Here is a 19,770-nt window from a genome sequence, read left to right on the forward strand (position 1 = left end):
GGGTCGATACCGCACCAGCACCGGATGACCGACCATCCGTAGACTAGGCGGGTGCCGATTGACCGCGAGCCCGGCAGGGGCGGCGCCAACACCGGCCTCATCGGGGGCTGGGCCGCCGCCCTGCCCGGCGCCGACCCGCTGCGCGCCACCCTGGCCCTGATGGCCCCGGGCACCGTCCTGCGCGACGGCTTGGAGCGCATCCTGCGCGGCCGCACGGGCGCGCTCATCGTGCTGGGCTACGACCGCGTGGTCGAGCAGATCTGCACCGGCGGCTTCCCCCTCGACGTCGAGTTCTCCGCCACCCGCCTCCGCGAGCTGTGCAAGATGGACGGCGCGGTCGTCCTGTCGAGTGACGGCACGAGAATCGTCCGCGCGGCGGTCCACCTGATGCCCGATCCGACGATCCCGTCGGAGGAGTCCGGCACCCGCCACCGCACCGCCGAGCGCGTGGCCAAGCAGACCGGGTACCCGGTCATTTCGGTGAGCCAGTCGATGCGGATCATCGGCCTGTATGTCAACGGTCAGCGCCACGTCCTGGACGACTCCGCCGCCATCCTGTCCAAGGCCAACCAGGCCCTGGCCACCCTGGAGCGCTACAAGCTGCGCCTCGACGAGGTCAGCGGCACCCTCTCCGCCTTGGAGATCGAGGACCTGGTCACCGTCCGCGACGCCGTCGCGGTTGTGCAGCGCCTGGAAATGGTCCGCCGCATCGCCGACGAGATCGCGGGCTACGTCGTCGAGCTGGGCACGGACGGCCGCCTCCTGGCCCTGCAGCTGGAGGAGCTGATGGCCGGCGTGGAGGCCGACCGCACCTTGGTCATCCGCGACTACTTACCGCCGAGCCGCCGCAGCCGCACCTCCGATGACGCCTTGCAGGAGCTCGACGCCCTCTCCGCCACCGAGCTGATCGACCTGGTCGGCGTGGCGAAGTCCCTGGGCTACCCGGGCGCCAGCGACGCCCTGGACGCCGGCGTCTCCCCCCGCGGCTACCGCCTGCTGGCCAAGGTTCCAAGGCTCCCTTCGCTGGTGGTAGAACGCCTGGTAGAACACTTCAGCAGCCTCCAGCGCCTGCTGGGCGCCACGGTGGAAGACCTCCAGGCCGTCGAGGGCGTCGGCGACGCCAGGGCACGAGGCATCCGCGAGGGCCTCTCCCGCCTGGCCGAGGCCTCAATCCTCGAGCGCTACGTCTAGACCTTCACCACCACCCGCTCGCCCCCGCCCTGCTTCCAGCGCCGCGCCGGCCACAACTCTCCGCGATCATGCTGCAGTCGCCCTCCGCACCAGGCGTTTTCCATGATCACGGAGGGATTCGTCCGCTCCCTGCGCGGCCGATAAGTCACAACGCCCGGCGGTTCGCCGTCGGCGGCCGCTGCAGGCTGGGCGTCGGCGTCCACCGGCGCGGCACCAGCGATCATCGGCGCCGACCCCGGGGCAGCGCGGCCGACCGGTGCGGATGTCGCACCCGTCGGGCGCAACGGCCGATCTGCGCGGCCGGGCCGGACGTATGTCTCCGTGATCATGATGCCTGCGGTAACCGCACACCGGGTTTGCCATGATCCCGGAGACTTCTGGTACACAGGGGTACATCAGCACTCCGTGATCATGAAAAACCGTTGGTGTCGATGCGCGAGTGTGCAGATCACGGAGACTTCCGGTCCCTGCGCCGTGGCGTGCGGCGTGGCGTGGCGTGCGAAGTGGCGTGGGGCCGGAGCGCGCCGCGCGCGTGCGGCGTGGCGTGCGAAGTGGCGTGCGGCGCCCGACGGGTAGGACGTGATCGCCGATCGTGCCCACCCCTGAGTGGTGGGGCGCGCGGGCCGGGCACTGCTTGGTCGCCGACGGGATGGCGGCCAGCGGTGCCGGTTCCCGCGCGGCGCTGGCCGGTGCCGGGCGCGGGCAAACCACGTCGGCCGCACGCGCCGCGCCCCGGTCGCATGCGCCGCGCCCCGGTCGCATGCGCCGCGCCCCGGCCCGCGCCGGTGTCGGTCCGTGACGGGCACGCCAAGCTCATACACCACGCCGGCGGACGTGGCCCTGCACGCGCTGATCGGGCTGCAGTTGACCGACCAAGGCCGTCGGTGGTGGCGCGGTCCGCGGGCGGCCGGGGGCAAGGCGGCCGGAAACGCTTGGTTGGCGACGGCGGTGGCGTCGCCCTCGGGGCTACACCTCCTCGGCCGTAGCCTTCACCGCGTAGTGCAGCGCTGTGCGCACATCGTTGACCTCCAGCACCCGCATCCCTGGGGGCGTGACGCCCGTGGCCGCCGGACCGCAGCCGGGTGGCACCAGCGCGAACCGGAAGCCCAGGCGGGCCGCCTCCGCCAGTCGGCGGGGCACCGCGCCCACGCGCCGCACCTCACCCGTGAGGCCTACCTCGCCCAGCGCCACCAGGTCCGGCGGCATCGGTAACTCGTGCGCCGCCGATGCCGCGGCCAGCGCCAGCGACAGATCGGCGGCCGGCTCGGTCACCCGCAGGCCGCCGACGGTCGCCGCGTAGACCTCCCGGTCGTGCAGCTGGATGCCGGCGCGGCGCTGCAGCACCGCGAGCACCATCGCCAGGCGGGCCGAATCCAGGCCGCTGACGGTGCGGCGCGGCGAGCCGGGCATCTGGGCGCCGATCAGGGTCTGCACCTCGGTGACCAGGGCGCGGCGGCCCTCCATGGCGACGCAGACGCACGTGCCCGAGACGGCGTCGGCGTAGCGGGTGAGGAACAGGCCGCTCGGGTCGGGCAGGCTGGTGATGCCGCCCTCGTGCATCTCGAAGCAGCCGACCTCGTCGGCGGCGCCGAAGCGGTTCTTCAGGCCGCGGACCATCCGCAGCGACGAGTGCTTGTCGCCCTCGAAGTTGAGGACCACGTCGACGAGGTGCTCCAGGACGCGGGGGCCGGCGACGTTGCCGTCCTTGGTGACGTGGCCGACCAGGATGGTGGCCAGGCCGCGCTCCTTGGCGATGGCGACCAGGGCGGCGGTGACCGCGCGGACCTGGGTGACGCCGCCGGCCACGCCGTCGACGCCGGGGGCGGAGACGGTCTGGACGGAGTCGAGGATCAGCAGGCCGGGCTTGACCGCGTCGAGGTGGCCGAGGACCGCGGACAGGTCGGTCTCGGAGGCGAGGTAAAGCCGCTCGTGCAGGGCGCCGATGCGCTCGGCGCGCAGCCGCACCTGGCTGGTCGACTCCTCCCCGCTGACCACCAGGGCCGGGCTGTCGCCCTGCTTCGCCCACTGCTGGGCCACGTCGAGCAGGAGTGTGGACTTGCCCACACCGGGCTCGCCGGCGAGCAGGACCACGCCGCCGGGGACGATGCCGCCGCCGAGCACCCGGTCGAACTCGCCGACGCCGGTCGGGCGGGCCTTCGCGGGAGCGGCGCTGATCTCGGCGATCGGGCGGGCCGGCTCCAGCGGGGCACGGGACGGCACGGTGCGCAGGGCGGCCGGGCCGACGGCGGCGCCGCCCGCGAGCTCCAGGATGGCGCCCCACTCACCGCACTCCGGGCAGCGACCCATCCACTTGGGCGGCCGGTGCCCGCAGACGTCGCACTCATAGATCGCGCCCTTGGCTTTGGTCACACCAAGAAGCTAGCGGAGGGGTACGACAAAAAAGCTCACTCGCCGCCGTTGGGCACGACCGGGCTCGGCTTCGGCAGCGGCGTGAGCGGCGGCGTCATCGGCAGCTCGGGCAGGGTGATCGTGGTCGTCGTGCCGTCGGCGTAGGTGAAGGTGAAGACCACGTTCTTCAGCGCGTCGCCGGCCCGCAGGGCGCTGCCGGTCAGCCGGTCGACGGCGAGGTACGTCTCGGTGTCGCGGCTCAGCACGGCGAAGCCGGACACCGGCAGGTTGACGCTGATCTTGGCGGTGCCGGCCGAGGTCGGTGCCGGGGCGGCCAGCGCGGAGGCCGACGGCGACGCCGGGACGGAGGCGCCACCGGAGGCCGGGGCGGAGCCCGACGGCTTCTTGGAGCCCGACGGCGTCGCGGAGGCCGAGGCCGGGGCGGAGGAGGACGGGGCCGGCGCCGCGGCGGCCGCCGCCGAGCTCGCGGACCCCTGGCCGACCAGCACGAAGGTGCCGCTGTCGCTGGTCACGCCGGTCAGCTTCGCCGTCTGGTGGCTGTTGTTGAACAGGCGCACGCTGATCGGGACGGTCGAGCCGGGCTTGTACTCGTCGGCGTAGGTGACGAGGCCGTCGCGCAGCGCGATCTGCCCGTCGGTGCTGTTGACGTTGACCCCGGGCACCGCCGGGACCTGGGTGTCGGTCTGCGTGATCTGGCCCGCCCCGCACGCGGAGAGCAGGCCTACGCCGAGCGCGGCCGAGGCCATGAGCGCGGCGCGCAGCATGGTGCGGCGAGCCAGCGGCGTGGCCAGAGTCGAACGCGTCACCTTGGGTCCTCCAAGTCAAGGGGTGGCCGCACTACAGCCTAGATGCCGTTGATCTGCCGATAACGGCCACCCTCGCCCTGGCGGATCAGTCCAGGTGCAGGCCGCTGACCAGCAGAAACACCACATCGATCAACGCCACCGCGATGACGGACAGGAAGGGTACGCGCGAGGCAGGGTCGCGGCTCATGCGGTACCACCCCAGGGAAAGGGCGATGAGCGCGGCCGCGAGGGCCGGCCAGAACAGCACCGGCGGCGGACCCGGCGGCCCGAACGCGAGCGTCGCGGTCGCCGCGAGCAGCAGCACGGCGGCGGCCAGCAGCGAACCCCGGCGGCCCAGCAGGTGTGGCAGGCCACGGACCCCGGTCCGCACGTCGTCGTCGAGGTCGGGCAGCGTGTTGACGAAGTGCGCGCCGGCGCCGAGCAGCGCACCCGCGGCGATCAGCCACGCCGGCGGGGTCCGGCCCGCGCCCAGCGCCACGAACGCCGGCAGGGCCCCGAACGACACCGCGTAGGGCACCACCGAGGCGAGCGTCGACTTCAGCGGCCAGTCGTAGAGCAGCGCGGAGACCAGCGCCAGCGCGGAGACCAGGCCGGCGTCGGGCCCGGAGAGGAAGCCCAGCGGCACGCACGCCACCGCCGCGAGCGCCCCGAGGGTGAACACCAGCCGCCGGGACAACACGCCCGTCGCGACCGGCTTGTCGGTGCGCCCGGTCGCGGCGTCGCGGGGCGCGTCGAGGGCGTCGTTGACCCACCCGATGGAGAGCTGGCTCGCCAGTACCGTCGCCGCAACGGCAATCACGCCCGGTAACGGCCGGTCCAGGCCGATCGACAGCAGGGCGGCCACCGCCGTGACGCCGGCCGCCGGTTCGGGATGGCTAGCCCGCAACAGCGAGATCGCAACCGACATTCGGCAAGTGTGGCCGCTGGAAGGGTTCCATGTCAGGCTCATCTCATGCCGACGGTGCGGCGGGCTCGCAACGATCCGGGTCAGTATGACGACCTGGCCGGCGAGTGGTGGCGCCCCGGTAGCCCGCTGTCGATGCTCTACTGGCTGGCCCGCGCCCGCGCGCGGCTGATCCCGCCCGCCGAGCGCCCCGGCGCCGTGCTGGTCGACCTGGGCTGCGGCGGCGGGCTGCTCGCGCCGCACGTGGCCGACAAGGGGTACCACCACATCGGCGTCGATCTGGTCGTGTCCGGCCTGGAGCAGTCGGCGGCGCACGGGATCGCGCCGGTGCTCGCCGACGTGCGGCGGCTGCCGTTCGCCGACGGCAGCGCCGACGTGGTGAGCGCGGGTGAGCTGCTGGAGCACGTGCCCGGCCTGTCCCGGGTGATTTCCGAGGCCTGCCGGGTGCTGCGCCCGGGCGGCTGGCTGGTGCTGGACACCCTCGCCGACACCGCGCTGTCCCGGCTCATCGCCGTGCGCCTCGCCGAGGCCGTGCTGCCCGCGGTGCGCGGCATCCACGACCCCGCCCTGTTCGTCGACCCGCGGCGCCTGCGCGCCGAGTGCGCCCGCCACGGGGTGCCGCTCGCGGTGCGCGGTGTCCGACCGGCCCTGCCCGCCCTCGCCCGCTGGCTGGTCACCCGCCGTAACCCTGTGCCGATCGTGCCGACGTTCTCGACCGCGATCCTCTACCAGGGGCGCGGTAGGAAGGGGTACCGGTGACGGGTGCCGCCATCGCGGGAATGCACGTGACGTTCCCCGGCCAGATGCGCCAGGACGAGGTATGGGACGGCTTCTTCGAGCGGCACTACAACGGGCCCAGGCGGGGTCTGGCGAAGCGCATCTTCGCCAACGCCGGCGTGGTCACCCGGCACGGGGCGGTCAACCCGCTGGTGGAGGACGCGTCGGGCTGGTCGACCGCCAAGCGGATGAGCCGGTATCTCACCGAGGCCCTCCCGCTGGGCAAGGACGCCGTCGGCGGGGCCCTCAGCGCCGCCGGACTGCGCCCGGACCAGGTCGGGCTGTTCGTGGTGTGTTCCTGCACCGGGTACGCCACGCCCGGGCTGGACATCCTCCTCGCCCGTGACCTGGGCATGGCGCCCGACACGCAACGCCTGTTCATCGGGCACATGGGCTGCTACGCCGCGCTGCCGGGGCTGGGCGCGGCGTCGGACTTCGTGGTCTCCCGCGGCCGGCCGGCGGTGCTGCTCTGCCTGGAGCTCACCAGCCTGCACGTACAGCCGCCGACCGACGATCCGCAGCAGATCGTGGCGCACTCGCTGTTCTCCGACGCGGCGGCCGCGGTCGTGCTGGTCCCCGGCGGGGCGGGCGCCGGCGTGTCCGACATCGTCGCGGTGACCGACACCGCCACCGCGGATCACATGACCTGGGACGTCACCGACCTCGGGTTCCGGATGGGGCTGTCGCCCAAGGTGCCCGACGTGCTGTCGATCTACGTCGCCGACCTGGTGACGCGGCTGATCGAGCCGCACGGGCTCACTCCCGCAGAAGTTGATGGTTGGGCGGTACACCCCGGAGGCCCCCGGATCCTCGACGTCGTCCGCGACCGGCTGGAGTTGCCGGAGGCGGCGCTGGCCGAGTCCCGCGACACGCTGGCGGCGCACGGCAACTGCTCCTCGCCGACGGTACTGCTGATCATCGACGCCCTGCGCCGGCGCGCGGCCGGCCCGCCGCGCACGACGGTGGCCCTGGCCTTCGGCCCCGGCCTCACCCTCTACGGCGTGCTACTGCAGCTTTGACAGATCGTCGCGGAAGGCGTCGGGCGTGGTGACCGACTTGACCACCCGGACCATGACGCCGCTGCGGCCGACCAGCACCGCCGAGCTGGTGTGCTCGCCGGTGAGCGCCGGCACCGTGGCTCGCACCGCGTTGTTGGGGTCGGCGAGGGCACGCACGGTCACCTTCTCGTTGAGGCCGCTCGGCAGGGTCGGCGGCCGGGTGGCCACGACGAGGACCTTGGCCTCGCCCTTCGAGTCCGCCACCGCATCAGCGGTACTGCCGATGAGCTTCTCGCACGAGCACCCCTCGACCAGCAGGATCACCGCCGGGGCGAGATCCTTCAGCGCCACCTGCGCGCCGTCGGCGCCCTGCAGGCTGACGCCGGCCAGGGAGATGGGGGCCGGCGGCGAGGCGGAGCCGACGTGCGGCGTGGTCTTGGGGTGGTTGCCCGGCCACGCCACGGCGAACAGGCTGACCAGCGTGGCGATCACCGCGATCGACATGATCAGCAGCGGGACGGCCAGGCCGGGGGACTCGTCGGTGGCCCGGCCCATGGGCTCGGGCCGCAGGTGGAACCGCCGCCGCCAGCGCCGGCGTATTGTCGCGCGGCGGAATTGCCTGCGGATCGGTGCGCCTTCGGCATCGAGCGCACCGGCATCGTCGGGGATGATGATCGTGCCCCACTCAGGCGGCAGGTCGGGCAGTCCACCGCCCTCTTGTGGTCGCTCACCACCGCCGTTGTCGCCGCGCAGCGTGCCCATCGCTGTTCTCCTCGCACCTGCCTCAACTTTCCCTCACGCGGCGCCTGCGCGCCAGAGGGAGACTCCATCGAGATGTGTGCGTATCATCTACGCTCCGCCGCTGGTCAGGTCACTCAGCGTGTCGGTGCTGGACGGCTCCCGCGCGGCGCGAGACACTTGCGGTAGTCAATCGGATATGTCCGGCTGGCAGGCCATTTGTGTGTGCTCCCGGTTGTTGATCCGCTACACAGCAGGTTCCACGATTCCTGTCAAGCGGGAGAAAGGGGACTCACATGTGTTCTGACCTGCGCGAATGCTGCTCTCCGGGGTGGGACGACGGCGCGTGACCGTGTTACCCTAGACACAGCGAAAGGGGTTTCGAACCTATGGTTTTCAGTGTCGGCGAGACCGTTGTCTACCCCCACCACGGGGCCGCACTCATCGAGGCAATCGAGACTCGCGTCATCAAGGGCGAGGAGAAGCAGTATCTCGTCCTCAGGGTCGCTCAGGGTGACCTGACGGTGCGGGTGCCCGCCGAAAACGCCGAGATCGTCGGCGTGCGCGAGGTGGTCGGCGAAGAGGGCCTGACGAAGGTCTTCGACGTCCTCCGCGCTCCGCACACCGAGGAGCCGACCAACTGGTCGCGGCGTTACAAGGCGAATCTGGAGAAGCTGGCCTCCGGCAATCCGCTCAAGGTCGCGGAGGTCGTGCGCGACCTGTGGCGTCGTGACCGTGAGCGCGGTCTGTCGGCCGGCGAGAAGCGCATGCTCGCCAAGGCTCGGGACATCCTTGTCGGCGAGGTGGCGCTCGCCGAGAAGAGCACCAAGGACGAGGCGGAGACGCTGCTCGACAAGGTGCTGACCGAGGCCTGACATTCCAGCCCGGCTATCCCTTCGATCGAGGACCGCGACGTGACGGCGCACGCGACTGTGCGTGGTGACGTCGCGGTCCTCGTGCCCGCGGCCGGCATGGGAGTCCGACTCGGACCCGGCGGCCCCAAGGCGCTCCGCCTGCTCGGCGGCGAGCCACTGCTCGTGCACGCGGTGCGCCGGCTCGCGCTCGCACCCAGCGTGGGTTGCATCGTCATCGCCGCGCCGGCCGACGCCGTGGCCGAGGTGGCCGAGCTGCTCGCTCCTGTGGCGCCGGTCACGGTGGTGCCCGGCGGGACGACCCGGCAGGCCTCCGTCGCGGCCGCCCTCGCCATCGTGCCCGACGGTTTCGACATCGTGCTCGTCCATGACGCGGCGCGCGCCTTGACCCCACCGGAGCTGGTGGAGTCGGTCGCGGAGGCGGTCCGTGGGGGGCACGGCGCGGTCATACCCGTTCTGCCGGTGGTCGACACCATCAAGCGGGTCTCGGCTTCCGGCGACGTGGTGGAGACGGTCGACCGGTCGTCGCTGCGGGCGGTGCAGACGCCGCAGGGCTTCCGGCGCGAGGTGCTCGAGAAGGCCCACGCGGCCGCCGTCGACGACCACACCGACGACGCCGGCCTGGCGGAGCGGATCGGCGTCACCGTCCACACCGTGCCCGGTGCGGAGGCCGCCCTGAAGATCACCCGCCCCTTCGACCTGGCCGTCGCTCAGCTCCTGCTCTGAGCCGGCACCGTGTCGGCACCGTTACTACGGGGCGGCCCGGGATCGCCTTGGCCGGTCTTGTGATCTACCTGGCCGACTTGGCCGGTGCGGTGGCCCCTCTGGCCGCCGCGGTCGCCATCCGTTCGCGGCCCGCCGTCCGCTCGCCGTGCCGCCATGGGCCTGCGGTTCCGGCAGGTCTACCGTCCGCCGTTGCGCCCCAGCTTCGGCCGTCGCGCGCTCGGCCGCTGCGTGCATCCGCCGACAGTGCCGCGTGGCCCCCCGTCCGCCCGACGCGGCTGGGCGCTGGGTGGAAGCGGCCGGAAGTCTCCACGATCATGCTCGGACCGCGGGTGACATCAGGCGATTCTCATGATCACGGAGTGAATATGTACACATAGGTACCATATGTCTCCGGGATCATGGAAAAGCTGCGGTGTCCGAATGGCGACGAGCATGATCGTGGAGAGTTTCGTCCCCGGCTCGCAGCAAAATGGGCGTTTTGTCCCCGGGCTGGTCAGGCGGCGGCGGGAGTGGTCGCGGCGGTGGTCGAGCCGGCGCAGACCTTGCGCGGGCGGCGGCGCCACAGCAGGAAGCTGCCGATCGAGCCGCCGACGCTGAGCGTGACGGTCATCGCGCCGGCGATCGACATGCCGACCGCGTCGCCGCGGGCGGTGGCGGAGCCCAGTGCGGAGTACGCCAAAGTGGCGGGCAAAGCGCCAAGCACCGTGCCGGCCACGAACGAGCGCATGCGCACGCTCGTGGTGCCGAACAAGTAGTTGGCGATGCCGAACGGCACCAGCGGGATCATCCTCGAGATCACGATCGCGAGCATCCCCCGCTTCGCGACGGCCTGCTCCATCGCCAGCAGCCGGCCGCTGAGGTGCCGCGCCATGAAGTCGCGGCCCAGCAGGCGGCCGATGGTGTGGGCGACCAGGGCGCCCAGGGTGAGGCCGAGCATGGTGTACAGCGCGCCGCCGACAAAACCGAACAGCAACCCGCCCACGCCGGCCAGCAGCGTGCGGGGCGCGAGGGCGGTGGTCAGCACGGCGGAGCCGCCGATCGCGATGATCGGGGCCATGGTGTGGTTCGGGCCGATCGCGTGGACCAGCGAGGCGCGGTCGGGGTGAGCGATGAGAATCACCACGGACAGGGTCGCCACCAGCAGGGCGAGCAGACCGAAGCGAAGCGCGGCTCCGGTGCGCCACCACGGCTTGTGGCTCGTCGGGGTCGTCAGGTCGCTGCGCACCCGACCCAGCCTAGGCCCCGGATGCCAAGATGCCGACCCCGGATTCGTTTCGGCAACCGGACGTTCACAGTTGTGCACCGATTCGTCGTACCCTCCGGAAGTGATGTTGATCGGCAATGGGACTGACGTTCATGCCTTCGAATCCGGGCGCGAATGCTGGGTGGCCGGGCTCAAATGGGACGGAGTGGACGGGCTCGCCGGGCACTCCGACGGTGACGTCGCGGCGCACGCGATCTGCGACGCGCTGCTGTCCGCGGCCGGGCTGGGTGATCTGGGGGCGAACTTCGGCACCGGGCGGCCGGAGTGGGCCGGTGCCTCCGGGGCCACCCTGCTGCGCGAGACGGCCAAGAAGGTGCGCGCCGCCGGCTACGAGATCGGCAACGTGTCCGTCCAGGTCATCGGCGTGAAGCCGAAGGTCGGCACGCGGCGGGCGGAGGCCGAGCGCACGCTGCACGCCGCGATCGGCGCCATCGTGCGCGTGTCCGGCACCACCACCGACGGCCTCGGCTTCACCGGCCGGGGCGAGGGCCTGGCCGCGACCGCCGTGGCCTTGATCTATCCGATCGTGCGCGAGAGGTCCTAGCCGCCGTTTCGTGACCATGTCCAGGCGTAGCCGGTGTCCTCGATCGAGAGCGCCGGTTCGCACAGGTCGAGCGGCCGGAACGTGTCGACCATGACCGCCAGCTCGTCGAACGCCTCGGCCCCGATCGCGCGCTCGACGGCGCCGGGCTGCGGCCCGTGGGTGAAGCCGCTCGGGTGCAGCGAGATCGAGCCTAGTTCGATCCCGGAGCCGCGCCGCGCCTCGTAGTTGCCCCCGGTGTAGAAGAGCACCTCGTCGGAGTCGACGTTGTGGTGGTTGTACGGCACCGGGATCGCCAGGGGGTGATAGTCCACCTTCCGCGGTACGAACGAGCAGACCACGAAGTTCGGGCCCTCGAACGTCTGATGGACCGGCGGCGGCTGGTGGACCCGCCCGGTGATCGGCTCGAAGTCGTGGATGGAGAAGGCCCACGGGTACAGGCAGCCGTCCCAGCCGACGACGTCGAATGGGTGATTTGCGTAAATGTGCTCAGTCCAGCCACGGCGGTGCTGCACCAGGACAGAAATGTCGTACCCCTCCACGAGTATGGGCGCCGAGGGGCCGCGCAGGTCACGTTCGCAGTAGGGCGCGTGCTCCAGGAACTGTCCACGCACCGACAGATAGCGCCGCGGGGGTCCGATGTGTCCAGCAGCCTCGATCGTCAGCAGCTTCACCGGCTCGCCCTTGGCCGGCACCAGGCGGTGGATGACCGACGTCGGGATGATCGCGTAGTCGCCCTCGCTCAGCTCCAGCGCGCCGAAGGTCGACTCCAGGGTGACCGCCCCCGCCGAGACGTAGAGACACTCGTCCCCGACCGCGTTGCGGTAGAGCGGCGAAGGCTCCGTCGCCTCGACGTAGGAGATCCGCACGTCGTCGTTGGCCAGCAGGTGCTGCCGGCCGAGCACGGGGTCCGCCTTCCCGCCGGCGAGCTTGCCCGTCTGCAGATGGCGCGGTTTGAGCGGCAGGTTCGGCACCCGCGCCCACGCCGGCGGGGTGAAGGGCACTGCCGAGAGGATCGCGGTCGGTCGATGGCGGTGGTAGAGCAGCGAGGAGTCGCTCGAAAAACCCTCCTGCCCCATCAGCTCTTCCGCGAACAACGAGCCGTCCGGCTGGCGAAACTGGGTGTGGCGCTTCGGCGGCACCTCGCCGACGCGGCGGTAGTACGGCATCACGGCCCTCCCTACAGGAGCGTCCGGATAGCGGACGAAGTTGTCCGCCCTGTAAAGCGTCCACTAGATTCGGAAGCCGTGTCAAACGCAGTGCCACCCCTGCTGACCGCACTGGTCGACGACGCCGCCGTGTTCCCGCCGGGCAGCGCGTCGCTGGCCGACGCCGTCCCGGCGCACGCCGAGCACCGCGCGCGCTGGTATGCCCCGCTCGTCGGCCCGCTGGTCATCCCGCTCGCCGACCGCGCCGAGTTCCGCGCGCTCGCGCCGCCGGGCACCGCCGTCGGCCTGGTCGGCGAGCCGGCCGCGGTCGAGGCCGCGCTCGGTGACCTGCCCGCCGGCACCCGCCAGATCGAGAGCCCGGTCGCCAAGCGGGGCGAGGACCCGCTGCCCGGCATCGAGCGGCTCGCGGCGCTCATGCGCAAGAACGAAGAGCCTTGGCAGTGGTATCTCGAAGTGCCCCTCTCCTGGGGCCTCATGTCCGCGCTCGACGCCGTCGCGGCGCTGCGCGCCGAGGGCCTGTCCGCGGCCGCGAAGTTCCGCACCGGCGGCCTGGCCGCCGAGCTGTTCCCCACGCCGATGGAGCTCGCCGCGGTGATCTGCGCCTGCCGCGACCGCGCCCTGCCCTTCAAGCTCACCGCCGGCCTGCACCACGCGCTGCGCCACACCGACGCCGAGACCGGCCTGGTCCACCACGGCTTCCTCAACATCCTGGTCGCCGTCCTGGCCGCCGCCGACGGCGCCGAGCCGGCCGACCTGGGCGGCGTCCTCGCCACGACCGACGCCCCGCCCCTGGCGGACCGCATCCTGCCGGCCCTGGACCGCGAGCGCCCGCTGTGGGTCGGCTTCGGCAGCTGCAGCGTCCGAGACCCGGTCGCCGACCTGGTCACCCTCGGCCTGCTCGACCGCCCCCGCCCTACTTCACCTCCTCCCTCGCCCGGGGGTGCCTCATGACCGCCGTCCGGTTCGCGCCGTTCCGTCCCTGTCCGGCCCTGCCGCGTGGTTCCTGGGGGTGCGCCGTGACCGCCGTCCGGTTCGCGCCGTTCCGTCCCGGCGGCGTGGTTCCTGGCGGTGCGTCATGACCGCTGTCTGGTTCGCGGCGTCGCGTCCCGGCGGCGTGGTTCCTGGCGGTGCGGCGTGAGCGCGGCGGAGACCTGGCTGGAACTGGCCGACGAGGATCCGTTCGGCGTGCACAATCTGCCCTACTGCGCGTTCGGCCAGGACCGGTTCCGCTGGCCGGGGGTCCGCATCGGCGACCGCATCCTCAACCTCGCCGCCGCCGAGGGCCGGGATCTGATCGATGCCGGCGGGGCGTTCCTCGGCCAGGCCACCCTGAATCGCTTCATGAGCGCCGGGCCCCCGGTCTGGCGGCGCGTGCGCGAGGGGCTCACGGAGCTCTTCACCACCCCGCGGCACCGGGAGGCGGTCGAGCCGCTCCTGCTGGCGGTCGGCGACGTGCGGCTCGACCTGCCGTTCGAGGTCGCCGACTACGTCGACTTCTACTCCTCGCAGGAGCACGCCACAAACCTCGGCCGGCTGTTCCGCCCCGGCGGCGAGCCGCTGCTGCCCAACTGGAAGCACCTCCCGGTCGGCTACCACGGCCGCGCCGGCACCGTGGTCGTCTCCGGCACCGACGTGCCCCGCCCGCACGGCCAGCGCAAATCACCCGACGACCCAGTCCCGACGTTCGGCCCGTCCGCCCGCCTGGACATCGAGGCCGAGGTCGGCTTCGTCGTCGGCGTGCCGTTACAGGCCCCGGTGCCCATCGACGACTTCCGCGCCCACGTCTTCGGCGCCGTGCTGGTCAACGACTGGTCCGCCCGCGACCTGCAGGCCTGGGAGTATCAGCCCCTCGGCCCGTTCCTGGGCAAGTCCTTCCGCACGTCGATCTCGCCCTGGCTGGTCCCACTCGACGCCCTGGACGCCGCCCGGGCGCCGGCCCCGCCGCAGGACCCGGCCGTGCTGCCCTACCTCCGGGCGGCGGACCACTACGGCTACGACATCGAGCTCGAGGTCTTCTGGAACGGCACGCTCGTCTCCCGCCCGCCGTTCGCCGGCCTGTACTGGACCCCCGCCCAGCAACTCGCCCACCTCACCGTGAATGGCGCCTGGACCCGCACCGGCGACCTGTATGCCTCAGGCACCGTCTCCGGCCCCACCCCCGACCAGACCGGCTCCTTCATCGAACGCACCTGGAACGGCACCCACCCGCTCCAACTCGCCGACGGCACCCCCCGCACCTTCCTCCTCGACGGCGACACGGTCACGATCACCGCCACGGCCCCGGGCCCATCCGGCACCCGCGTCGGCTTCGGGGAGGTGACCGGCACGATAACCAAGCCCGAGTAACGCACCCCACACCGCGACCGCGCCACGCCGCACCGGACCCGCGAGGCCGGGACAACCGCAGCCGCGGTGCTGCATGCGGTCGACGCGTCCGGCCCGCAGCTACCGTGCCCCGCTCGCACCCCCGTACCCCCGCACCCGTAGCGGTCAGCGCCACCCGGGAACCGGCACCACGAGCACCGCCATGCCCGCCGCCGGCCGCTACGCCCCGTCGGATCCGCCGGCCGCGATGGCCGCGCGCGTCCCACATGCCAGGGGCGGGCACGATCCGGGACGCAGGTCCCACATTGCGAGGCGCTGCCCGCGGTAAAGCACGGCGCAGCGACCGGAAGTCTCCGCGATCATGCCGAACCCGCCGCAGACACCACGGGTTTTTCATGATCACGGAGTGTCCATGTACACCCGTGTACCGAAAGTCTCCGGGATCATGAAAAACCCGTGGTGCGGCCACCGCGCGCATCATGATCACGGAGACATTCACCCGGCGAGGCCCAGCCCGTGGTGGGCGCCGCCTGCCGCCAGGCATCAACCATCGCGATCAAGCATCGGCCTCATACAGCACGCCGGCGAACGCGACGCGCGCTCGGGTTGCGCCGCGCCCGTTTCCGCGCCGGGCCTGGTGGGTGGACGTGGTTCGGGCTGAGGTTCGGTGGCAGGTGGTGTGAGGCGTGACACGGACGGGTGACATTCGGTGGCCAAGGGGCCGTTGGCGGGGTGCGGGGCGGGGCGCTCGCCGTCGCGGGGCGGGAGCTGGGTGGATGGGGTTGTTGTGGGTGGGGAGTGTGCGGGCGGTGTGAGTCTGCTGCGGATCGACCGTCGCCGTGAGCGGATTGCGACATGCGCCGGGTATGGTGCCCCGCGGAGGTGGTTATGGGGTCGGCTTGGGCGTGGCTGCGGCGGCTGGTGTCGCCGCGTAGCTGGTCGCGGCCGGTGCGCTTCGTGCTCACCGGAGTGCTGGTGCTCGTCGTGGTCGCGGCCATGGGGATCACGGCGTACCGCACGCTGAAGCCGGCCGAGACGGTGAGTCGGGCGGACAAGCCCGTGCCGTCGCCGGAGCCGATCAAGTCGATCCAGTATGCCGAATTGCCCTCGGCGCCGCTGATCGTGGAGGGGCGGCTTCGGGTGTATACCGAGCAGCGGCGGGTGTTCGCGGACACGCCGGTGACGGCGCAGCGGATGAACACGCCGCACTGGTCGTATCGGCGGTGGCCGGCCGAGATCGTGTCGATCGTGGAAGTGGAGAAGCCGGCCAGCGGGGTGGGGATGTCCGTCGTGATCACGAAGTGGTCGGACGGGGAGATTGTTGCCCTGGATGCCGAGAAGGGTGACATCGTCTGGCAGACGAAGATCGAGCCGGCCGATGGGGAGTCGTTCAAGGGGCGGCGGACCGGGGCGAAGACGATGTGGGCGCCCGAGGACCTGTTCGTGAGCGCGTCCGCGGTGGACAAGCAGCCGGTCGTCATCGCGACCGGTAAGGACGTGGCCGAGGGGATCGATCCCGTCGACGGCGAGGTGAAGTGGACCCGATCGTTCGCCACCGAGCCCGGGTGCCGCGCGAACGACTGGACCGGCGCCGACGCGTACTTCGTCAAGAACACCTGCGCCAAGCCCGCCACCCTGGAGATCTACGACGCGGCGAGCGGGGTGCTGCTGACCACCTGGCGGCCGCCGGGCGCGTCGATCGGCACCGACACCGTGACCAACTGGTACATCGAGCCGACCTCCTGCCAGCTCGGGCGGTCCGGGTGCGCGCTGTTCAAGGCGGCGCCGACCGGCGACGTCGTGACGTACACCGACGCCGCCTCGGGGGTGGGGACCAACACCCCGGCCTATTGGTCGTTCGCCGCCGACCACACCGTCAAGCCCGAGGCCGTCCTGGACAAGGACAACGTGGTCGTGGTCGGGGACGTGGTCGCGCAGCAGATGACCGGCGGCTACATCTGGGCGTTCTCCCGCAGCACCGGCCAGCGGCTGTGGATGTCCGAGGTCGCCGGCCGGCTGATCGGCGGCGACCAGCGCAACGTCTACCTGATCAACAACGAGTACCAGCTGCTGGTGCTCAACCTGGAGACCGGGGCCGTCACGTCGAGCACCGAGCTGCGGATCCGGCCGGCGGACCGGTTTGTCTACAGCCTGTATTACCTGCATGCCGGCTACTTGGTGATCGAGCGGCTGCAGACCACCAAGGAATCCGAGATCGACGACCGGTACTACTTCAGCCAGGACACGGTGGTCCTGGTCGGCATCGGCTAGGAACTACAGCGCGCCGAGGAAAGCGTCGTTCTCCTCCGGGGTGCCGAGGGTGACGCGCACGCCGTCGCCCTGGAAGGCGCGCACGATCACGCCCGCGCGCTCGCACTGCGCGGCGAACTCCGCGGCCTGGTCGCCCAGCGGCAGCCAGAAGAAGTTTCCCTGGGTTTCGGGCACCTCCGGATACACCTTCCGGACCGCCTCGACCACCCGGGACCGCTCCGCCGTGATCAGGGCCACGCGGCGGAGCATCTCGTCCTCGGCGTCCAGCGCGGCCAGCGCGGCGGCCTGGGCGGCGAGCGAGGTGGAGAACGGCGTGACGACCTTGCGCACGGCGCCGGCGACCTCGGGGGTGCCGATCAGGTAGCCGACGCGCAGGCCGGCCAGGCCCCACGCCTTCGACAGGGTGCGCAGGACGACGACGTTGGGGCGGTCGCCGTACTCCACCAGGCCGTCCGGCACGTCCGGGTCGGTGACGAACTCCCGGTACGCCTCGTCGAGGGCGACCAGCACGTTGGCCGGCACCTTGTCGAGGAACGCGTCGAGGTCGGCCTTGCGCACCGCGGTGCCCGTCGGGTTGTTGGGGCTGCACACGATGACCAGCCGGGTGCGCTCCGTGATCGCGGCGGCCATCGCGTCGAGGTCGTGGGCGTGGTCCGCGGTGTTCGGGACCCGGACGCTGGTGGCCGCGGTGGTCGCCGCGATGATGGGGTACGCCTCGAAGGACCGCCACGGGTAGACGACCTCGTCGCCGGGCAGGCAGGTGACGCGGAACAGGTGCTCGAAGAGGGCCACCGAGCCGCAGCCGGTCGCGATCCGCTCCGGGGCGACGCCGAGCCGGGCGGCGAGGCGCTCGCGCAGTGCGGTGACGCCCATGTCGGGGTACCGATGCACCCCCTCGATCGCGGCGGTGACCGCGTCCACCACGCCGGGCAGCGGGCCGTAGGGCACCTCGTTGCTGGCCAGCTTGATGGCGCCGGGCACGCTGCGGCCCGGGACGTAGGCGGGGAGGGCGTCGAGATCCGGGCGGGTGAGGCTCATGACTGTTCTCCGGCGTTGTGGTTCTGGTCGGGGTCGGGGCTCGCGGGGACGGGGCTCGCGGGGACGGGGGTCGGCTCGGCCATCACGACGACGGTGCCGGCGGATCGGTCGTGCAGCGCGCGGCGCAGCGGCCAGTCGACGACCGGTGACAGGCTGTCGATGAACTGGATGACCACGCCGAGACCGCACGTCCACAGCAGCACGGACAGGCCGAGCGGGTTCCAGCGGCGGATCGCGCGGCCGAAGCCGAGCGGCTGGTCGCTGTCCAAACCGACCACTTTGATCTTCAGTAGCCGTTTGCCGAACGTCTGGCCGCTGCCGGCGATGGCGGGCACCTCGTAGGCGAACCACAGCGCGGCGATCAGGAGCAGGATCACGATCTCCAGCCAGCTGGTCCGCTGCGAGGCGGTGGCGAGGTCGTCGATCGGCTGGCCGCTCGACGCGCGGCGCATCGCCTCGACGAAGGTCGGGCCGACCTCGCGGATGTACTGGTACACGAACCAGCCGGCGACCAGCGTGCTGAGTGCCCCGACGGCGAGGATGTCGATGATCCGGGCGGCCAGCCGGGCGCCCAGCGGCGCCAGGGCGTGGCCGTGCGGGCGGATCGCGGCGGCGCTCGGCAGCCCGGCCCGCGGCGGCAGCAGCACCTGCACCGCGCTGGCCGGCAGGTTGCCCTGCGGCCGCAGTCCGGGCGGCAGCGGGGTGCCCGGCGGCAGCACGATCGCGCCCGGGGGCAGCTGACCGGGCGGGAACCCGCCCGGCGGGATCGGCGTGCCGGGCGGCAGCACCACGGCGCCCTGCGGCAGCGGTGTGCCCGGCGTGGTCACGACCGGCTGGTCCGCTTGCTTGCCGGGCCGGCCCTGGGCGCCGGGGAACGGCGGTGGAGCGGGCGGTGTCGCCGGCGGCGGCTCCGTGGGGGTCGGTGCCGAGGCCGGGATCGACTCACCGATCCAGCCTTCGCCGTCCCAGTACCGCTGGACGTCCGGGTCCGCAGGGTCCTTGTACCACCCAGGCGCTGTCACGCCGCCTCCGCCTTCGAGCCGTTCATGAAGACCCTATCCGGCCTTCACCACAATGGTGCCTGCCGCCTTGTCGTGCAGGCACTGCTGGTAGGGCTTGTCCCACAGTTGCCACAGGCCGTCGAGGTACGAGAAGAACGGAATGACGAACCCGCCAAGATTCTGCACCGCCCAGCGCTTCACCAGCACGCCGCGGTTGATCGGCGCCGCCGGGTCGTCGGCGCGGATCAGCAGCAGCTTCATCGCGCGCTTGCCCCAGGTGATGCCGGTCCGGCGGAACATCTCGACGTGGTAGATGTACCCGGCGGCGAGCATCACGAGCAGATATCCGAACTCGATCAGCAGCGGCACGCCGAAGAACAGCCCCACGTTCGGCGATCCGGTCACCTCACCCGTCACCGGGTCGGTGTCCAGGGAGGACGCCGCGCCCGCGAACACCGCGACCATGCCGATGACGGTGGGAATGGCCAGCACCAGGCCGACGCCGAAGAGCACCGCGCCGTCGATCAGGAAGGCGAGGAGCCGGTCGCCGAACCCGGCCAGCGGCATGCCGTTGGGCGCGAGCGGCACGAACGGGCGGGGGAGCGGAACGGCGTAGTTGCCCTGTGGATAACTGGGCTGTGGATAACCCGGGCCGGGGGGCCCTTGCTGTGGATAAGCAGCTGGTGGGTAGGCCATCGGCTGTGGATAACCCCCGGAAGTGGGGGCTCCCTGTGGATAACCCTGTTGATATCCCTGCGGATACCCGGGTGGCGGCCCAT

Annotated in this window: 19 protein-coding genes; 9 read left to right on the plus strand and 10 right to left on the minus strand. The window is 71.9% G+C overall.

The window, feature by feature from the left end:
- The first annotated feature begins 51 nt into the window (after positions 1–51).
- On the plus strand, positions 52–1,191 hold the full coding sequence (gene disA, locus ACQPXD_RS01365) for a DNA integrity scanning diadenylate cyclase DisA (protein ID WP_432833981.1): 1,140 nt from the start codon (positions 52–54) through the stop codon (positions 1,189–1,191).
- Here disA and ACQPXD_RS01370 read toward each other — a convergent pair.
- From ACQPXD_RS01370 to ACQPXD_RS01385, 4 genes are all read right to left on the minus strand, one after another.
- A complete protein-coding gene (locus ACQPXD_RS01370) occupies positions 1,188–1,415 on the minus strand; it encodes a hypothetical protein (protein ID WP_432833983.1) in 228 nt (75 codons plus the stop codon). The genes disA and ACQPXD_RS01370 overlap by 4 nt on opposite strands.
- Positions 1,416–2,157: 742 nt before the next feature.
- Positions 2,158–3,561, minus strand: coding sequence for a DNA repair protein RadA (gene radA / locus ACQPXD_RS01375; RefSeq protein WP_432833985.1), 1,404 nt, complete (start codon positions 3,559–3,561; stop codon positions 2,158–2,160).
- A 35-nt stretch (positions 3,562–3,596) separates the two neighbouring features.
- The gene (locus ACQPXD_RS01380) at positions 3,597–4,367 is read right to left on the minus strand and encodes a hypothetical protein (protein ID WP_432833987.1); all 771 of its coding nucleotides are present in this window, start codon (positions 4,365–4,367) and stop codon (positions 3,597–3,599) included.
- An 85-nt stretch (positions 4,368–4,452) separates the two neighbouring features.
- The gene (locus ACQPXD_RS01385) at positions 4,453–5,316 is read right to left on the minus strand and encodes a UbiA family prenyltransferase (RefSeq protein WP_432833989.1); all 864 of its coding nucleotides are present in this window, start codon (positions 5,314–5,316) and stop codon (positions 4,453–4,455) included.
- 3 nt (positions 5,317–5,319) lie between these two features.
- Here ACQPXD_RS01385 and ACQPXD_RS01390 point away from each other — a divergent pair, with 3 nt between their 5' ends.
- Positions 5,320–6,030 carry a methyltransferase domain-containing protein gene (locus ACQPXD_RS01390; protein WP_432833991.1) on the plus strand — a complete coding sequence of 237 codons (711 nt, stop codon included), beginning with the start codon at positions 5,320–5,322 and terminating at the stop codon, positions 6,028–6,030.
- 20 nt (positions 6,031–6,050) lie between these two features.
- Positions 6,051–7,067, plus strand: coding sequence for a type III polyketide synthase (locus ACQPXD_RS01395; protein WP_432843551.1), 1,017 nt, complete (start codon positions 6,051–6,053; stop codon positions 7,065–7,067).
- On the opposite strand, the gene ACQPXD_RS01400 is transcribed toward ACQPXD_RS01395, so the two are convergent.
- On the minus strand, positions 7,053–7,808 hold the full coding sequence (locus tag ACQPXD_RS01400; protein ID WP_432833992.1) for a hypothetical protein: 756 nt from the start codon (positions 7,806–7,808) through the stop codon (positions 7,053–7,055). The genes ACQPXD_RS01395 and ACQPXD_RS01400 overlap by 15 nt on opposite strands.
- 365 nt (positions 7,809–8,173) lie before the next feature.
- On the opposite strand from ACQPXD_RS01400, the gene ACQPXD_RS01405 reads away from it, so the two are divergent.
- On the plus strand, positions 8,174–8,659 hold the full coding sequence (locus tag ACQPXD_RS01405) for a CarD family transcriptional regulator (protein WP_345120185.1): 486 nt from the start codon (positions 8,174–8,176) through the stop codon (positions 8,657–8,659).
- A gap of 96 nt (positions 8,660–8,755) precedes the next feature.
- Positions 8,756–9,382: a 2-C-methyl-D-erythritol 4-phosphate cytidylyltransferase gene (gene ispD, locus ACQPXD_RS01410; RefSeq protein WP_432843553.1), complete on the plus strand. Its 627-nt coding sequence runs from the start codon at positions 8,756–8,758 to the stop codon at positions 9,380–9,382.
- A 493-nt stretch (positions 9,383–9,875) separates the two neighbouring features.
- Here ispD and ACQPXD_RS01415 read toward each other — a convergent pair whose 3' ends face one another.
- Positions 9,876–10,607 (minus strand): TVP38/TMEM64 family protein, encoded by a 732-nt coding sequence (locus tag ACQPXD_RS01415; protein WP_432833994.1) that lies wholly within the window; start codon positions 10,605–10,607, stop codon positions 9,876–9,878.
- Positions 10,608–10,710: 103 nt separating this feature from the next.
- Between ACQPXD_RS01415 and ispF the strand changes: the two genes are divergently transcribed.
- On the plus strand, positions 10,711–11,190 hold the full coding sequence (gene ispF / locus ACQPXD_RS01420) for a 2-C-methyl-D-erythritol 2,4-cyclodiphosphate synthase (RefSeq protein ID WP_432833996.1): 480 nt from the start codon (positions 10,711–10,713) through the stop codon (positions 11,188–11,190).
- Here ispF and ACQPXD_RS01425 read toward each other — a convergent pair.
- Positions 11,187–12,356 carry a homogentisate 1,2-dioxygenase gene (locus ACQPXD_RS01425; RefSeq protein ID WP_432833998.1) on the minus strand — a complete coding sequence of 390 codons (1,170 nt, stop codon included), beginning with the start codon at positions 12,354–12,356 and terminating at the stop codon, positions 11,187–11,189. The two genes, ispF and ACQPXD_RS01425, sit on opposite strands and share 4 nt — an antisense overlap.
- A 78-nt stretch (positions 12,357–12,434) precedes the next feature.
- On the opposite strand from ACQPXD_RS01425, the gene ACQPXD_RS01430 reads away from it, so the two are divergent.
- The 3 genes from ACQPXD_RS01430 to ACQPXD_RS01440 all read left to right on the plus strand — a co-directional run bounded on the left by ACQPXD_RS01430 (position 12,435) and on the right by ACQPXD_RS01440 (position 16,952).
- Positions 12,435–13,307 (plus strand): hypothetical protein, encoded by an 873-nt coding sequence (locus ACQPXD_RS01430; protein WP_432834000.1) that lies wholly within the window; start codon positions 12,435–12,437, stop codon positions 13,305–13,307.
- A gap of 183 nt (positions 13,308–13,490) precedes the next feature.
- Positions 13,491–14,702: a fumarylacetoacetase gene (gene fahA / locus ACQPXD_RS01435; RefSeq protein ID WP_432834002.1), complete on the plus strand. Its 1,212-nt coding sequence runs from the start codon at positions 13,491–13,493 to the stop codon at positions 14,700–14,702.
- Between the two features lie 867 nt (positions 14,703–15,569).
- A complete protein-coding gene (locus ACQPXD_RS01440) occupies positions 15,570–16,952 on the plus strand; it encodes a PQQ-binding-like beta-propeller repeat protein (protein WP_432834004.1) in 1,383 nt (460 codons plus the stop codon).
- Between the two features lie 3 nt (positions 16,953–16,955).
- Here the strand turns inward: ACQPXD_RS01440 and hisC are convergent, their stop codons facing one another.
- Genes hisC through ACQPXD_RS01455 form a run of 3 tightly spaced genes read right to left on the minus strand, consistent with a single transcriptional unit; the run spans position 16,956 to position 19,579 of the window.
- On the minus strand, positions 16,956–17,990 hold the full coding sequence (gene hisC / locus ACQPXD_RS01445; RefSeq protein ID WP_432834006.1) for a histidinol-phosphate transaminase: 1,035 nt from the start codon (positions 17,988–17,990) through the stop codon (positions 16,956–16,958).
- A complete protein-coding gene (locus ACQPXD_RS01450) occupies positions 17,987–19,012 on the minus strand; it encodes an RDD family protein (RefSeq protein WP_432834008.1) in 1,026 nt (341 codons plus the stop codon). Before ACQPXD_RS01450 ends, hisC begins: the two co-directional genes overlap by 4 nt.
- A 33-nt stretch (positions 19,013–19,045) precedes the next feature.
- The gene (locus tag ACQPXD_RS01455; protein WP_432834010.1) at positions 19,046–19,579 is read right to left on the minus strand and encodes an RDD family protein; all 534 of its coding nucleotides are present in this window, start codon (positions 19,577–19,579) and stop codon (positions 19,046–19,048) included.
- Positions 19,580–19,770: the final 191 nt, after the last annotated feature.

Origin of the sequence: Dactylosporangium sp. CA-092794, assembly GCF_050948465.1 — a bacterium.
Classification (GTDB): Bacteria; Actinomycetota; Actinomycetes; order Mycobacteriales; family Micromonosporaceae; genus Dactylosporangium.

Excerpts from the sequence above, each read along its gene's own strand:
- ACQPXD_RS01440 (WP_432834004.1), top strand. The coding sequence starts at position 15,570 with ATGGGGTCGGCTTGGGCGTGGCTGCGGCGGCTGGTGTCGCCGCGTAGC.
- ACQPXD_RS01400 (WP_432833992.1), bottom strand. The coding sequence starts at position 7,808 with ATGGGCACGCTGCGCGGCGACAACGGCGGTGGTGAGCGACCACAAGAG.
- ACQPXD_RS01425 (WP_432833998.1), bottom strand. The coding sequence starts at position 12,356 with ATGCCGTACTACCGCCGCGTCGGCGAGGTGCCGCCGAAGCGCCACACC.
- ACQPXD_RS01370 (WP_432833983.1), bottom strand. The coding sequence starts at position 1,415 with ATGATCGCTGGTGCCGCGCCGGTGGACGCCGACGCCCAGCCTGCAGCG.
- ACQPXD_RS01395 (WP_432843551.1), top strand. The coding sequence starts at position 6,051 with ATGCACGTGACGTTCCCCGGCCAGATGCGCCAGGACGAGGTATGGGAC.
- ACQPXD_RS01405 (WP_345120185.1), top strand. The coding sequence starts at position 8,174 with ATGGTTTTCAGTGTCGGCGAGACCGTTGTCTACCCCCACCACGGGGCC.
- hisC (WP_432834006.1), bottom strand. The coding sequence starts at position 17,990 with ATGAGCCTCACCCGCCCGGATCTCGACGCCCTCCCCGCCTACGTCCCG.
- ispF (WP_432833996.1), top strand. The coding sequence starts at position 10,711 with ATGTTGATCGGCAATGGGACTGACGTTCATGCCTTCGAATCCGGGCGC.
- ACQPXD_RS01390 (WP_432833991.1), top strand. The coding sequence starts at position 5,320 with ATGCCGACGGTGCGGCGGGCTCGCAACGATCCGGGTCAGTATGACGAC.
- ACQPXD_RS01385 (WP_432833989.1), bottom strand. The coding sequence starts at position 5,316 with ATGAGCCTGACATGGAACCCTTCCAGCGGCCACACTTGCCGAATGTCG.
- ispD (WP_432843553.1), top strand. The coding sequence starts at position 8,756 with ATGGGAGTCCGACTCGGACCCGGCGGCCCCAAGGCGCTCCGCCTGCTC.